The sequence below is a fragment of the Cellulomonas phragmiteti genome (assembly GCF_016862775.1).
Lineage (GTDB): Bacteria > Actinomycetota > Actinomycetes > Actinomycetales > Cellulomonadaceae > Cellulomonas > Cellulomonas phragmiteti.
Genome location: NZ_BONP01000008.1, coordinates 48,264 through 60,789 on the forward strand (window position 1 = coordinate 48,264; position 12,526 = coordinate 60,789).

The 12,526-nt window shown below is 75.5% G+C and carries 11 protein-coding genes; 10 read left to right on the top strand and 1 reads right to left on the bottom strand.

Annotated features, from left to right (window positions below):
- Positions 1 to 16: 16 nt before the first annotated feature.
- From Cph01nite_RS08480 to Cph01nite_RS08495, 4 genes are read left to right on the top strand one after another with little or no spacing between them, the layout of a single operon-like run.
- Positions 17 to 973, top strand: a complete 957-nt coding sequence (locus Cph01nite_RS08480) for an AAA family ATPase (protein ID WP_203673220.1) — start codon at positions 17 to 19, stop codon at positions 971 to 973.
- 3 nt (positions 974 to 976) lie between these two features.
- A complete protein-coding gene (locus Cph01nite_RS08485) occupies positions 977 to 2,125 on the top strand; it encodes a DUF58 domain-containing protein (protein ID WP_203673222.1) in 1,149 nt (382 codons plus the stop codon).
- Between the two features lie 19 nt (positions 2,126 to 2,144).
- The gene (locus Cph01nite_RS08490; protein ID WP_203673224.1) at positions 2,145 to 4,526 is read left to right on the top strand and encodes a transglutaminase-like domain-containing protein; all 2,382 of its coding nucleotides are present in this window, start codon (positions 2,145 to 2,147) and stop codon (positions 4,524 to 4,526) included.
- Positions 4,523 to 5,785, top strand: a complete 1,263-nt coding sequence (locus Cph01nite_RS08495) for an RDD family protein (protein WP_203673226.1) — start codon at positions 4,523 to 4,525, stop codon at positions 5,783 to 5,785. Before Cph01nite_RS08490 ends, Cph01nite_RS08495 begins: the two co-directional genes overlap by 4 nt.
- Here Cph01nite_RS08495 and Cph01nite_RS08500 read toward each other — a convergent pair.
- Positions 5,775 to 6,551, bottom strand: a complete 777-nt coding sequence (locus Cph01nite_RS08500) for a TetR/AcrR family transcriptional regulator (protein ID WP_239069141.1) — start codon at positions 6,549 to 6,551, stop codon at positions 5,775 to 5,777. The genes Cph01nite_RS08495 and Cph01nite_RS08500 overlap by 11 nt on opposite strands.
- Before the next feature lie 75 nt (positions 6,552 to 6,626).
- Between Cph01nite_RS08500 and Cph01nite_RS08505 the strand changes: the two genes are divergently transcribed.
- From Cph01nite_RS08505 to Cph01nite_RS08530, 6 genes are all read left to right on the top strand, one after another.
- Complete coding sequence (locus tag Cph01nite_RS08505) at positions 6,627 to 7,004, top strand: VOC family protein (RefSeq protein ID WP_203673229.1); 378 nt, start codon at positions 6,627 to 6,629, stop codon at positions 7,002 to 7,004.
- A gap of 44 nt (positions 7,005 to 7,048) precedes the next feature.
- The gene (locus Cph01nite_RS08510; RefSeq protein ID WP_203673230.1) at positions 7,049 to 8,527 is read left to right on the top strand and encodes an outer membrane protein assembly factor BamB family protein; all 1,479 of its coding nucleotides are present in this window, start codon (positions 7,049 to 7,051) and stop codon (positions 8,525 to 8,527) included.
- A gap of 169 nt (positions 8,528 to 8,696) precedes the next feature.
- Complete coding sequence (leuA, locus tag Cph01nite_RS08515; protein ID WP_203673232.1) at positions 8,697 to 10,484, top strand: 2-isopropylmalate synthase; 1,788 nt, start codon at positions 8,697 to 8,699, stop codon at positions 10,482 to 10,484.
- A gap of 76 nt (positions 10,485 to 10,560) precedes the next feature.
- Complete coding sequence (gene recO / locus Cph01nite_RS08520; RefSeq protein WP_203673234.1) at positions 10,561 to 11,292, top strand: DNA repair protein RecO; 732 nt, start codon at positions 10,561 to 10,563, stop codon at positions 11,290 to 11,292.
- A 35-nt stretch (positions 11,293 to 11,327) separates the two neighbouring features.
- Positions 11,328 to 12,122: an isoprenyl transferase gene (locus Cph01nite_RS08525; RefSeq protein WP_203673236.1), complete on the top strand. Its 795-nt coding sequence runs from the start codon at positions 11,328 to 11,330 to the stop codon at positions 12,120 to 12,122.
- A gap of 40 nt (positions 12,123 to 12,162) precedes the next feature.
- Positions 12,163 to 12,522 carry a VOC family protein gene (locus Cph01nite_RS08530; protein ID WP_203673238.1) on the top strand — a complete coding sequence of 120 codons (360 nt, stop codon included), beginning with the start codon at positions 12,163 to 12,165 and terminating at the stop codon, positions 12,520 to 12,522.
- Positions 12,523 to 12,526 lie beyond the last annotated feature (4 nt).

The following is a 12,526-nucleotide window of genomic DNA, read 5'->3' on the forward strand; positions in this document are numbered from 1 at the left end:
ACTGGAGCCCTCGCACATGACCCCGGAGCAGACCACCTGGTTCGCCGAGACCTTCGACGCCCTCGTGGCCAACGTCGGGCAGGCGCTCCTCGGCAAGGAGGAGACCGTCCGCCTGGTGCTCATCGCGATGCTCGCGGACGGGCACGTGCTGCTCGAGGACGCGCCCGGCACGGGCAAGACGTCGCTCGCCAAGGCGATCTCGGCGACCGTGCAGGGCTCGCACCACCGCATCCAGTTCACGCCCGACCTGCTGCCGTCGGACGTGACGGGCGTGACGATCTACGACCAGTCCTCGCAGCGGTTCGAGTTCCACCCCGGGCCGATCTTCGCGTCCGTCGTCCTGGCGGACGAGATCAACCGCGCGTCGCCCAAGACGCAGGCGGCGCTGCTCGAGGTCATGGAGGAGGCGAACGTCACGGTCGACGGTGTCACGCACCCCGTCGGACGGCCGTTCATGGTGATCGCGACGCAGAACCCCATCGAGCAGGCGGGCACCTACCGCCTGCCGGAGGCGCAGCTCGACCGGTTCCTGCTCAAGACGTCGCTGGGCTACCCGGACCGCGCCTCGTCGGTCGAGATCCTCGCGGGGCTCAAGGACCGCACGGCCGCGCTGCGCCCGCGGATCACGACCCAGGCCGTGGGGACCATGGCCGACCTGGCGCTCACGGTGCACGTCGACGACGCGGTCCTCGACTACGTCGCGCGTCTGCTGGAGGCCACCCGCGACGACCCGCAGACGTCGCTCGGCGCGAGCATCCGCGGGGGTCTGGCGCTGGTGCGCTGCGCCAAGGTCGCGGCGGCTGCCGACGGACGGGACTACGTGCTGCCGGACGACATCAAGGTGCTCGGCCAGGCCGTGCTCGCGCACCGGCTCGTGCTGGACTCGGAGGCCGAGTTCGCGGGCGTCACCGCGACGGAGGTCGTCGCTCGCGTGCTCGGCCAGGTCGCGCCCCCGGCCCTGCGGCAGGGCTGAGGCATGGGTCTGCGCGTCGCGCCCCTCGGGTGGGGGGTGGCCGTCGTGGCGCTCCTCGCCGTGGGTGCGGGGCGCCTGCTCGGCTGGGGCGAGCTCGCCGCGCTCGGCATCGCGCTGCTCGGCGTCCTCGTCGCCTCGCTGCTCATGACGGCGGGGCGCACCCGGTACCGCGTCGTCCTCGACCTGGCGGACCACCGTGTGCGCATCGGGCAGCGCGCCGTGGGGCGCGTCGACGTGCACAACGCGGCCAAGCGCCGCTCGTTGCCGTCGCAGGTCGACCTGCCGGTGGGGGACCGGGTCGTCGAGCTGTCCGTGCCCAGCCTGCCGGCGGGCGCCGCGCACGACGACCTCTTCGCCGTCCCGACGGAGCGGCGCGCCGTGATCGTCGTCGGGCCCGTCGTCTCGCGTCGTGGCGACCCGCTGGGGCTGCTGCAGCGCCGGCTGCGGTGGACCGAGCCCGCCGAGCTCTTCGTCCACCCCGAGGTCGTCGCCCTCGGTGGCGCCAACGCCGGGCTGCTGCGCGACCTCGAGGGCCAGGCGACACGCGACCTGTCGGACTCGGACCTCAACTTCCACGCGCTGCGCGACTACGTCGCCGGCGACGACCGCCGCTACATCCACTGGCGCACCACCGCACGCCGCGGCAAGCTCATGGTCAAGCAGTTCGAGGACACGCGGCGCACGCTCACGTCGATCGCGCTCGCGACGGCCGTCGCCGACTACGCGCACCCCGACGAGCTCGAGCTCGCGGTCTCCGTCGCCGCGTCGATCGCCGTGCAGGCCATCCGCGACGAGCGGGACGTCGAGGTCCTCGCCGGCGTCGGCCGGCTGCGCACCGCCACGCCGCCGCTGCTGCTCGACGACTGCTCGCGACTGTCCTGGTCGCCGGCGGGTGCCGGGGTGGTGCTGCTCGGCCGGCGCGTCGTCCGCGAGACGCCCGACGCCTCCGTCGCCTTCCTCGTCACGGGGGGCGCGCCGTCGGACACCGACCTGCGCCTGGGTGCGCGTGCTCTGCCCGCCGGCACCCGCGCGGTCGTGCTGCGCTGCGCCCTGGGGCAGGACGTCGCGGTGCGGACCCAGGGGGCGCTGACGCTGGGGACCGTCGGGCGGCTCGAGGACCTGCCGCGCGCGCTGCGCCGGGTGGTCGGATGAGCGCGCCGGGGGTGCCCTCGTGAGGCCGGGGCAGCGGATCGGGGTGCGGGAGCCCGCGGACGCCATGCGGGACGTCCTCGTCCTCGTCGTCGCCGTGGGTCTGGCCCTGACGCCGCTGCTGCCCGTCTACGGGACGGCGGCGGTCCTGCCCGCCGTCGTGGGCGGCGTCGTGCTCGCGACGGCCGTCACGGTCGTCGGTGCCCTGCGGCGGTGGTCGGCCCTCGTCGTGGTCGCGTTGCTCGTCGCGGCGTACGCCCTGGCCGGGGGCGCGCTCGCCGCGCCGACGACGACGGTCGCGGGTGTGGTGCCCACGCCCGCGACGCTCGCGGCCCTGGCCCGTGGTGCCGCGTCCACGTGGAAGCAGGTGCTCACGCTGCAGCCGCCCGTCGGATCGGGCGGGACGCTCCTCGTCGCGGCGTTCCTGCTCGCTCTCGTCGGCACCGCCGCGGCCCTCGGTCTGACCCTGCGGGTGCGTCGGCCCGCGGTCGCGGCGCTGGCGGCCGTCGTCCCTGTCCTGGTGCTCGTGGGCGCGGTCGTGCTGGGGACGCGCCAGCCGCCCGTGCCCCCGGTGGTCGCGGGCACCGTGCTGGCCGTCGTGGGCCTGACCTGGGCCGCGTGGCGCACCGGCGCGTGGCGGCCCCGGCGCGTCGTCGCGACGGGTGTCCTCGCCGCCGTCGCGGTGGCCGGCGGTCTCCTCGGGGGCCCGGCGGTCACGGCCGAGCAGCCCCGGGTCGTCGTCCGCGACGAGATCGTCCCGCCCTTCGACCCCCGTGACTACCCGAGCCCGCTCGCGTCGTTCCGGCGCCTGGTGAAGCTCGACGACACGGTCCTGCTGACGGTCGACGGCCTGCCGCCGGGCGCACGCGTCCGCCTGGCGACCTTCGACCGGTACGACGGCGTCGTGTTCAACGTGGCCGGCGACGGGTCCGCCCAGGCGTCGGGGGAGTTCCGGCGCGTCGGCGAGAGCATCGACGTCGCGGTCCGCGGGGAGCGGGCGCGCGTCGAGGTCACCGTCGGGGCGCTGCAGGGCGTGTGGCTGCCCACCGTGGGCCACGCCCGCTCGGTCGACCTGGGACGCGCCTCGGGGGACCTGCGGTTCAACGACGCGACGGGTGCCGCGGTCGTCACCTCGGGCGTCCGCGAGGGGATGACGTACACGCTCGACGTGGTCGTGCCGGCGCAGCCCGACGACGAGGAGATCGGCGGTGCGGCGGCCGGCTCGGTCGTGCTGCCGCCGCGGGTGGGCGTCCCGCAGTCCGTGGTCGTCGCGGCCACCGACGTGGCGCGCGACGCCGGCACACCTGTCCAGGTCGCGCGCGCCCTCACCACGTACCTCAGCGAGCAGGGGTACTTCAGCCACGGCCTGACCGACGCCGGGGACTACCCGTCGCTGTCGGGCCACGGTGCCGCGCGGCTCGCCGACCTGGTCGGCGGCGGCGTGATGGTCGGTGACGGCGAGCAGTACGCGTCGGCGGCCGCGCTGATGATCCGCGAGATGGGCCTGCCGGCGAGGGTCGTGCTCGGCTTCGTCCCCGGGTCGGGGGACGACGAGGGCGAGGGTGCCACGGTGCCCACGACGCAGGACGGCGCCGTCGAGATCCGTGGGCGCGACGTCCAGGCGTGGGTCGAGGTCGCGTTCGCGGGCCACGGCTGGGTGACGTTCGACGTGACCCCGCCGCGCTCGCGCACGCCCGAGCAGGAGCAGGAGGAGACGGACACCGACCCGCAGCCGCAGGTCGTCCAACCGCCCGCCCTGCCGCCCGACCGGGTGACGCCCCCGGACGACGACACCGAGCAGCCGCAGACCGAGGACCCGCCCGCCGACGACTCGGGCCTGGCGCTGTGGCTGCGGATCGCCGGCTGGGTGGGGATCGGTCTCGGCGGCGTCCTGGTGCTCCTGTCACCCCTCCTGGTGGTCGTCGCCCTCAAGGCACGCCGACGCCGCCGGCGGCGTCGCGCCACCGATCCGGTGCGGCGCGTCGCGGGTGGCTGGGACGAGGTCGTCGACACCGCGCTGGACATGGGCGGCGCCCCGCCGCCGGCGGCGACGCGGCGGGAGACCGCCCGGCTCTGGACGACGACGATCGCGGGCGACCACCCGGCGGTCGCGGCCCGCGTCGAGGCGCTCGCCCGCCGCGCGGACCGTGCCGTCTTCGCGTCCGGCGTCCCGGACCGGACCGAGGTGGAGTCGTACTGGGCGGACGTCGACGCGACGGTGGGCGCGCTGCGCCGGACGCTGCCGTGGCGTCGACGCATCCGGGCGCACGCGTCACCGGTGTCGCTGCGCCGCCGGTCCGCCGCGCGCCGCACGGCACCGGACCGGGCCGCCCCGCCGTCGACGGGGGCCGCGTCGACCCGTCGTGACCGACGTCCCCGCCGAACCCGTCGAGGTGAACCATGACCAGCCGACCCGTTCCCGCCCTCGACGACCGGCCCGCGGGCCTGGGCCGCCGGTTCCTGGCCGTCCTGGTCGACCAGGTGATCGTCCTGGCCCTCGGTGGTGGTGTCGTGCTCGTCGCCGCCCTGCAGGTCGCTACCGCGGTCCGGGACGGCGCGGTCGACGCGGCTGCGGCGGCGACGGTCCCGTCCCCGCTGCTCGCCGCCGCCACGGTGCTGGCCGTGCTCGTGACGGTGCTGCAGTGGCTCGCGCACGGACGCCTCGGGTGGACGCTCGGCCGACGCCTGCTCGGGGTCCGGACCGTCGACGCGCACAGCCGCCGGCCGGTCGGCGCGGGGCGGGTGCTCGTGCGCGGCCTGGTCGTCGCCGTGGGCGTGCTCGTGTGCGCCGTCGGGCAGTACCTCGTGCTGCTCTCCCCGCTGCTCGACCGGACGGGGCGGCGCCGCGGCTGGCACGACCGTGCCGTCGGCGCCGAGGTGCTGCGGGTGGTCCCCGGTGCACGCCCCGCGGCGTCGGCGGCGTCGCGACGGGCCGCGCAGGTCGCTGCCCGTGCGTCGGCACCGGCCGCGCCGACGTCCCCCGGCGAGGACGACAGCGCGTACCGTCCGCCGGCGGGCGACGCTGCCGCACCGGGGGCCGCAGGCGCGAGGTCTGTCCCGCCCGCTGCCGTGCCGCGGGAGGACCCGGGCGCCGGTGCGCAGCCCGCCGCTCCCGCGACTCCCGCAGGCGGTCTGGTGCTGGCCCCGCTGCACCCGCAGCGCTCGGCCCCCGACCTCGACACCCGTGCGATCCCCGTGGTGCGCGCCGCGCCCACGCTCGCGTTCGGTCTCGCGCCCGAGCTCGAGCTCACGCGCCCCGCCCCGCCGCGCGCGGACGTGGTGCCCGAGCCCCGGCCGGGGACGGGTGCAGCGCTGCGGGTGGCGCTCGACGACGGCCGCGTGCTGTCGGTGACCCGTCTGGCCCTGGTGGGCCGCAACCCGTCGCCGGGCCCGGACGTCCAGGTGCTGCGTGTCGTGGACCCGGCACGCTCGGTGTCCAAGACCCACCTCCAGCTCGCCGTGGACAGCAGCGGCGGCGCGTGGGTCGTCGACCGGGGGTCGACGAACGGCACCCTGGTCACGCTGCCCGACGGTGCGCAGGTCGTCTGCCCGGTGGACCACCCCGTGCGGCTGCGCGAGGGCGCCGTCGTCGCCTTCGGGGACCGCTCGCTGCGCGTCGTCGCGATGCCGGCCGCGACGGGCGGACGCGGCTCTACGGCGTAGGTGCGTCGGACGGGGTGTGCCCCGGGCCGACGTCCGCGCCGCGGACGAGCACGTCGAGCGCGTCGAGGACGCGGTCGAGCCCGAACCGCCACGCGTGCTCCGGGCTGGACGGCGCGTCCATGGCCGCGCCCGCGGCTGCCCCGACGCGTCGGGCCAGGGGGTAGCGGTCGCCGACGTACTCGCCGAGGCGTGCGTGCCACGCGGCCCACACGGCGGCGATCTGCGCGTTGCGGGGGTCGGGGAGGCGGGCACGCGCCGATGCCCGGGCCAGGTCGAGGACGAGCGTGAGCGCGGCGTCGCGGTCCACGTCGCCCAGGCCGGTGCCGTCCAGCGCGTGCAGCTGGTGGTCGTAGACCGCGATGGTCCCCGGGCCGAAGGCGGTCCGCTGGTCCGTGACGTCCAGCAGCCACGGGTGCGCGAGGAACAGCGCCAGCTCGTCGTCGGCGACCTGCCGGACGCGGTCCCGCCACGTGGCGCCGGTGTGGTGCGCGAGCGGCTGCCGGGCCCGCACCGCGTCCGTCATGAGGACGAGCAGGTCGTCACGGGAGCCGACGTGCGTGTAGACCGCGTTCGGCGCGATGCCGAGCGTCGCACCGAGGCGCCGCAGGGTCACGGCCCCGAGCCCGTCGACGTCGGCGATCCGCAGGGCGGCCTCGACGGCCTGCGACGTCGACACCTTCGACCGCGGGCCGCGGCCGCCGCCGGGCGGCGCGGCGGGGTGGTCACGCCAGAGCAGGTCGACGAGCTCGCGCACCACTGCTGCCACCCCTCCGACGTCGGGAACATCCGCCACCGAGATTACCTTGTACGGTGAACAAGGTATCTCGACGAGAGGATCACCATGCGCATCACCGGCAGTGCCGTCTCCCTGAACGTCGCCGACCCCGGGGCGTCGGCCGACTTCGCCCGCACCCACCTCGGCTTCACCGAGACGATGTCCGCCGACGGCTTCGTCGCGCTCGCGCACCCCGACGGCGGGTCCAGCCTCACGTTCCTGCGCACCGGGCTCGCGAGCTTCCGGCCCGCGCGGATCGCCGGTCCCGCCGGGCAGGGCCTGCTGCTCGCCTTCGTCGTGGAGGACCTCGACACCGAGTTCGCGCGCCTCGCCGCCGCAGGTGCCGAGGTCGTCACGCCGCCCGAGACCGAGCCCTGGGGGGAGAGGTACTGCCAGTTCGCCGATCCGAACGGGATCGTCTGGCAGCTCGTCCAGTGGGTCTGAGCGCACGCCCGGCCGGGGGCGCGCACGTGGCCTAGTCTCGGGCCATGGGTGCCGTGCGCCCGGCCTCGCAGATGCGGCCGGTCGAGCTGGTCGAGGAGGACGACGACCGTCCGGGAGCGGGCGGTGCCTCGGCGCGCGACGACGCCCCCCGGGCGGGCGGGCACGGCGGCAGCGGTGACCCGCTCGACGGCACCACGCGGGCGCCGGGGCGCCGGCGGTGGCCCTGGCTCGTCGCCGCCCTCGCGCTCGCGGTCGGTGTCGCGGCGCTCGCCACGGGCGTCACGGAGCGTGCGGCGCGCGAGCGGGCCGACGCCTTCGCCGCGCTGCCGGGTGTCGTCCGCCCCCTCGAGGCCGCGCCCGTCGAGCGGTGGCGCACCACCGCGGACGGTCCCACACCCGTCCTCGGTGCGGCCGGCGCCGTCGTGACCGTCGCCCGCACGCAGGGGACCTGGGCCGTGCGGTCGTCCGACCCGACGTCGGGCGAGGTCCGCTGGCAGGTCGAGGTGGTCGCGGAGGCCGGGTCCGGGTTCGAGTCCGTCGCCGTCGCGTGCGCACCCGGCACGGACCCGGCAGCGGTGCTGATCTGCCTGTGGAACGAGCCGAACGTGCTCTACGGCAGCGCGGGGGAGTCGACGCCGTACGTGCCGCCCACGCACGTCCTCGCGCTCGACCCGGACGACGGTGCCACGTACGGGACGTGGCAGATCGAGGGCCGGCTCCTGGGCGTGACACGGCACGACGACGACCTGGTCGTCGCCACCGGGCAGCGCGACCGCCACGTCCTGGTCGAGCGGCGCGGCAGCGCCGACGGCGACGTCCGCTGGTCGTGGACCTCACCGGGCCCGCTGGTCGACAGCGGCGGCGTGCGCGCCGCCCCTGCGCTGGCCGACGGCGGCAGCGTCGTCGCGCTCGTGGCCGTGTCGACCACCGTCCTCGACGTGCGCACGGGCGACGTGCTCGAGGCCGGGCCGCCCGGTCGGCAGATCCTCGTCGGTGGGCTGCCCGACGGCGGCTACGTGACCTGGGAGTCCGCGGTCGGCGGGACCCTGCGCGACCCGGACGGGTCCGTGCGCGGCGCCGTTCCCGCGCTGCCGTCGCCCGTCGTGGGCGACGGGTCCGTCGACGCCCTCCTGCTGGACGCGGGCAACCGCGCGCTCGCGGTGCAGCCGACCGACGGTGCGGTGACGTGGGCCCTGCCGACGTCGATGACGCCCGTCGCCGTGGCGCGCGGCGTGGTCGTCATGGCGGGCGATGCGACCGTCGGTGCCGTCGACGGCGTCGACGGGCGCCTGCTCTGGGAGCAGCGCCTCGCGGCGGAGCAGCGCATCCGGCCCCTCACCGACGGGCTGCACGTGCTGACGGCCGAGCCCGACGGCGCGGACGGGCACGAGCTGGTGGCGCGCGGGCTGCGCGACGGGGTCGAGGCGTGGCGGGTCGCGCTCCCGGCGGACCTGCAGGGCGTCGCGGCCGTCAGCGGGCTGGTCGTCGTCCGGACCGGGACCGAGGTGATCGTGCTCCGGTGACGGGGCGTGCGGGTTGCGGCGCCCGGCACACCCGGGGGTATGGTCGTCCCGTGCGCGCACGCTCGCTGCTTCTTCGTCGCCGCGACGAGGCCCTCTAGGCCGGCTCCTCGTCGCGGTGTGTGTCGTGCCCGGCTGAGCCCCCGCCGAGACCCGCGATGAAGGACCACCGATGAGCAGCCAGAGCCCCGCCACCCCCGCGCCGATCACCGCCACGCCGGCCGCCGAGCGCAACCCGCAGCAGCCGTCCGGCATGCCGGCGCACCGCTACCGCCCGTTCCACGAGCAGATCCGTGTGGAGCTGCCGGACCGCACCTGGCCCGACCGGCGCATCACCCGCGCGCCGCGGTGGTGCGCGGTCGACCTGCGGGACGGCAACCAGGCCCTCATCGAGCCGATGAACCCGGCCCGCAAGCTGGAGATGTTCGAGCTGCTGGTCGACATGGGCTACAAGGAGATCGAGGTCGGCTTCCCGTCGGCGTCCCAGACCGACTTCGACTTCGTCCGGATGCTCATCGACGAGGGCCGCATCCCCGACGACGTGGTCATCCAGGTCCTCACGCAGGCCCGCGAGCACCTCATCGAGCGCACGTACGAGGCGATCGCGGGCGCCAAGCAGGCGATCGTCCACCTGTACAACTCCACGTCGGTGCTGCAGCGCGAGGTCGTCTTCCGCTCCGACGAGGACGGGATCGCCGACATCGCCGTGTCCGGGGCGCGGTTCTGCAAGAAATACGAGGAGCTGGTCCCGGACACCGAGGTGCTCTACGAGTACAGCCCCGAGTCGTACACGGGCACCGAGCTGGAGTACGCCGTGCGGGTGTGCAACGCCGTGCTCGACGTGCTGGAGCCGACGCCCGAGCGCCCCGTCATCATCAACCTGCCGGCGACGGTCGAGATGGCCACCCCCAACGTCTACGCCGACTCCATCGAGTGGATGAGCCGCCACCTGCGCTACCGCGAGTCGGTCGTCCTGTCGCTGCACCCTCACAACGACCGCGGCACCGCCGTCGCGGCCGCCGAGCTGGGGTACCTGGCCGGCGCGGACCGCATCGAGGGCTGCCTGTTCGGCAACGGCGAGCGCACCGGCAACGTCGACCTGGTGACGCTGGGGCTCAATCTGTTCAGCCAGGGCATCGACCCGCAGATCGACTTCTCGGACATCGACCGCATCCGCCGCACCGTCGAGCGCTGCAACCAGATGCCCGTGCACGAGCGGCACCCCTACGGCGGGGACCTGGTCTTCACCGCGTTCTCCGGGTCGCACCAGGACGCCATCAAGAAGGGCCTGGACGCCCTCGAGGTCCGGGCGGCCGCCGCGGGTCAGGGCGTCGGCGACGTCGAGTGGGCCGTGCCGTACCTGCCGATCGACCCGAAGGACGTCGGACGGTCGTACGAGGCGATCATCCGCGTGAACTCGCAGTCCGGGAAGGGCGGGATCTCCTACCTGCTCAAGTCGGAGAAGGACCTGGACCTGCCGCGGCGGCTGCAGATCGAGTTCTCGCAGGTCGTGCAGCGGCACACCGACCAGCACGGCACCGAGGTCACGGCCGACGAGCTCTGGTCGATCTTCCACGACGAGTACCTGCCGGCGCTGCCCGACGGCCCGCTCGAGCCGTGGGGCCGGTTCGCCCTGCGCGGCACGCGCGCCACCAGTACGGAGGGCGGGCAGGACACGCTCGAGGTCGACCTCGTGGACCGCGGTGTCGAGAAGACGCTGCGCGGCACGGGCAACGGCCCGGTCGCGGCGTTCGTCGCGGCGCTGCGTGAGGCCGGTGTGGACGTCGCGGTGCTCGACTACGCCGAGCACGCCCTGTCCGCCGGCGGTGACGCGACCGCGGCCGCCTACGTGGAGTGCGCGATCGGCGACGACATCCTGTGGGGGGTCGGCATCGACCCCTCCATCACGACGTCGTCGCTCAAGGCGATCGTCTCGGCCGTCAACCGGCACGAGCGCTGACGGACCCGGACCGCACCGCCCGCCGTCGCCGCGCGCCGCGACGGGCGGTGTCGGTGCGCAGGGGGACAATGGCCCCGTGAGCCTCTACCGCGACGAGGCGATCGTGCTGCGCACCCACAAGCTGGGCGAGGCCGACCGCATCGTCACCCTCCTGACGCGCGAGCACGGCAAGGTGCGCGCGGTCGGCAAGGGGGTGCGCCGCACGACGTCCCGGTTCGGCTCCCGGCTCGAGCCGTTCATGCACGTCGACGTGCAGCTGAGCACGGGCCGCAACCTCGACGTGGTCACGCAGGTCGAGACTATCGGGGCCCACGGTCGGCACATCTGCGAGGACTACGCCCTGTACACCGTGGGCACCGTCATGCTCGAGACGGCCGAGCGGCTCGTCGAGGCGGAACGTGAGCCCTCGGTGCAGCAGTACCACCTGCTGGTCGGCGCGGTCCGGGCGCTCGCCACCCGGGCCCACGCGGCCGGCCTGGTGCTCGACTCCTACCTGCTGCGCGCGCTCGCGATCGCCGGGTGGGCGCCCAGCTTCACCGACTGCGCGCGCTGCGGTGCGCCCGGGCCGCACCACGCGTTCGCCCCGGCCGTGGGCGGCGCGGTGTGCGGCGCCTGCCGTCCGCCCGGGGCCGCGGCCCCCGCCCCGGAGACGTTCGAGCTGCTGGCGGCCCTCCTCACGGGCGACTGGGCCGTCGCCGACGCGAGTGCCGAGCGCCACCGGGCCGAGGGCAACGGGCTCGTCGCGGTCTTCTGCCAGTTCCACCTCGAGCGGCGGCTGCGCTCGTTGCCGATGGTCGAGCGGGTCTGAGGACGCACGCCCCCGTGGGGGCCCCGGGTGGCACGATGTGCAGCGTGCCTCGCGAGACCGTCCCGCCCTACCCGCACCCGTCCGGCGCCCGCCCGCCGCAGATCCCCCGCGAGCTGGTGCCGCGGCACGTGGCGATCGTCATGGACGGCAACGGGCGCTGGGCCAACGCCCGGGGGCTGCCGCGCGTCGAGGGGCACCGCGCGGGCGAGGCGTCCTTGCTGGACGTGGTGGCCGGGGCGATCGAGATCGGCGTGCAGCACGTGTCGGCGTACGCGTTCTCGACGGAGAACTGGTCGCGCTCGCCCGAGGAGGTGCGGTTCCTCATGGGCTTCAACCGCGACGTGCTGCGCCGTCGCCGCGACCTCATGGACTCGTGGGGCGTCCGGGTGCGGTGGGCCGGGCGCCGCCCACGGCTGTGGCGCTCGGTCATCGCCGAGCTCGAGACGGCCGAGCGGCAGACCGTCGGGAACACGACGTGCACCCTGACCATGTGCGTCAACTACGGCGGTCGCGCCGAGATCGCGGACGCCGCGCAGGCGATCGCGCGCGAGGTGGCCGCGGGCCGGCTCAAGCCCGAGCGCGTCACCGAGAAGACGGTCCAGAAGTACCTGGACGAGCCCGACCTGCCGGACGTCGACCTGTTCCTGCGGTCGTCCGGGGAGCAGCGGATCTCCAACTTCATGCTGTGGCAGTCGGCGTACGCCGAGATGGTGTTCCTCGAGGAGGCATGGCCCGACGTCGACCGCCGGCACCTGTGGCGGGCCGTCGAGACGTACGCGCGGCGCGACCGGCGGTACGGGGGAGCGGTCGACGTCCCGGCGGCCACCTGAGCGACCCGGCGGTGTCGGTGGCGGCCGCTACCGTCGCCGCATGGGACCGACCGTGAGCATGGTGACCTTCGACACGCACGACGCACCGGGGCTGGCGCACTGGTGGGCGGAGCACCTGGGTGGGCAGGTGCAGGCGTACGACGACGAGTTCGTGATGGTGCTGCCGACCGCGCCGGGGCAGCCGGCCCTCGGGTTCCAGCGCGTCGACGACCCCACGCCGGGCAAGAACCGCGTGCACGTCGACCTCGGCGTGGACGACGCGGCGGCGTGGGTCGAGCGCCTCCTGGCGGCGGGCGCGACGCAGGTGGCCGAGCACACGATGCCGGACGGGTTCCGCTGGACGGTGCTGGCCGACCCGCACGGCAACCAGTTCTGCGTCTCCGCGGCGCACCCCTCCTGACACG

Coding starts and splice junctions, on each gene's coding strand:
- Cph01nite_RS08485 (WP_203673222.1), top strand. CDS start 977: ATGGGTCTGCGCGTCGCGCCCCTCGGGTGGGGGGTGGCCGTCGTGGCG.
- Cph01nite_RS08510 (WP_203673230.1), top strand. CDS start 7,049: ATGGGTGCCGTGCGCCCGGCCTCGCAGATGCGGCCGGTCGAGCTGGTC.
- Cph01nite_RS08530 (WP_203673238.1), top strand. CDS start 12,163: ATGGGACCGACCGTGAGCATGGTGACCTTCGACACGCACGACGCACCG.
- Cph01nite_RS08525 (WP_203673236.1), top strand. CDS start 11,328: ATGTGCAGCGTGCCTCGCGAGACCGTCCCGCCCTACCCGCACCCGTCC.
- Cph01nite_RS08480 (WP_203673220.1), top strand. CDS start 17: ATGACCCCGGAGCAGACCACCTGGTTCGCCGAGACCTTCGACGCCCTC.
- Cph01nite_RS08505 (WP_203673229.1), top strand. CDS start 6,627: ATGCGCATCACCGGCAGTGCCGTCTCCCTGAACGTCGCCGACCCCGGG.
- Cph01nite_RS08495 (WP_203673226.1), top strand. CDS start 4,523: ATGACCAGCCGACCCGTTCCCGCCCTCGACGACCGGCCCGCGGGCCTG.
- leuA (WP_203673232.1), top strand. CDS start 8,697: ATGAGCAGCCAGAGCCCCGCCACCCCCGCGCCGATCACCGCCACGCCG.